We start from the raw sequence: 1,319 nt of genomic DNA on the forward strand, positions 1-1,319 counted from the left end.
TGAATCACACCGGTTTTGGTGGAGGCTAGTTAGTTGAAGTACAGGTGTCAGCCTGCACAGTTTGGGCAACGTGCCGCCAGTAGTTTGCCTCAGCTTCTGCTGGCGGTATATGCCCTATGGGTTCTAGCAGTCTGTCGTGGTTAAACCAATGAACCCATTGAAGTGTTGCAAGCTCCAATGATTCACGCGTTTTCCATGGCCCTCGTTTGTAGATAACCTCCGTTTTGTATAAGCCGTTAATGGTCTCAGCCAGCGCGTTGTCGTAGGAATCGCCGGTACTACCTACGGAGGGCATCAGCCTTGCCTCTACTAGGCGCTCGGTGTAGCGCAAAGATACGTATTGGCTCCCCTTGTCGGAGTGATGTATCAACCCGCCATTGTGCGGCGCAGGTTGCCTAGCATAGAGGGCTTGCTCCAGTGCATCGACCACAAAGTCGGTGCGCATATGGCTGCTGACCCGCCAGCCCACAATCCGGCGGGCATAGACGTCAATCACAAAGGCCACGAACATATGGCCTTGCCAAGTCGATACATAGGTGAAGTCAGCAACCCACAGCTGGTTTGGGCGCTGTGCGTTGAACTGGCGATTGACCAAGTCCAGCGGGCATGGCCGGGCAGCATTGGGCTGCGTGGTGCGCACTTTCTTGCCTCTGCGCGCTCCTTCCAATCCCAGCCTACGCATCAGGCGCTGCACCGTACAGCGTGCAACAGGGATACCTTCGCGGTGCAGCTGTTTCCAGACTTTGACAGCCCCATAGACCTGCCAGTTGGCGTGCCAAACACTCTGTATATGGTGGCAACGTTCGTCGTCTGACTGGCTGCGCTTGCTGCGCAACCAGGGGCAGGCTCTTTGCTGAACCCTGCGCCTGTAACCTGACGGGGCAATCTGCAGCAGCCTGCAAATTGGCTCGACCCCGTAGGCATCGCGGTGCTTATCAACGAAGTCAATCAGCTCTTGATGCGACGGTCCAGCTCCGCCTGGGCAAAAAAAGCACTCGCAGCCTTCAATATGTCATTGGCGCGGCGTAGCTCTTTGACTTCCCGCTCAAGCTGCTTGAGGCGTTCACGCTCATCGGTGGTTAACCCCGGGCGCAAACCCGCATCCACCTCAACACGCTGTACCCAACCATGCAAGGTGCTGACCGAGCAGCCCATCTTGGGGGCAATCGATTCGCACGCTGCCCACAGCGACGCATAGTTTGCCCGGCACTCTTGTACCAAGCAGATTGCACGCTCGCGGACCTCGGCGGGAAATTTATTGGGTTTGTTGTTCATGACTCAATCCTCTCAGGAGTTGAGCCTCCACGGAATCCGGTGTG

The 1,319-nt window shown here is 56.6% G+C and carries 1 protein-coding gene and 1 other annotated feature; the gene reads right to left on the reverse strand.

Features of this window, described 5'->3' with window-relative positions:
- Positions 1 to 25 precede the first annotated feature (25 nt).
- Positions 26 to 1,275 (reverse strand): IS3 family transposase gene (locus tag EDF71_RS24865; RefSeq protein WP_133859194.1). Its coding sequence is split into 2 segments (ribosomal slippage): positions 26 to 984 and positions 984 to 1,275, totalling 1,251 coding nucleotides; the frame shifts between segments, so codons are not numbered across the junction.
- Positions 878 to 994: a sequence feature (AL1L pseudoknot), on the reverse strand. (Overlaps the previous gene by 117 nt.)
- Positions 1,276 to 1,319: the final 44 nt, after the last annotated feature.

Source organism: Comamonas sp. JUb58, assembly GCF_004364775.1.
Lineage (GTDB): Bacteria > Pseudomonadota > Gammaproteobacteria > Burkholderiales > Burkholderiaceae_C > Comamonas.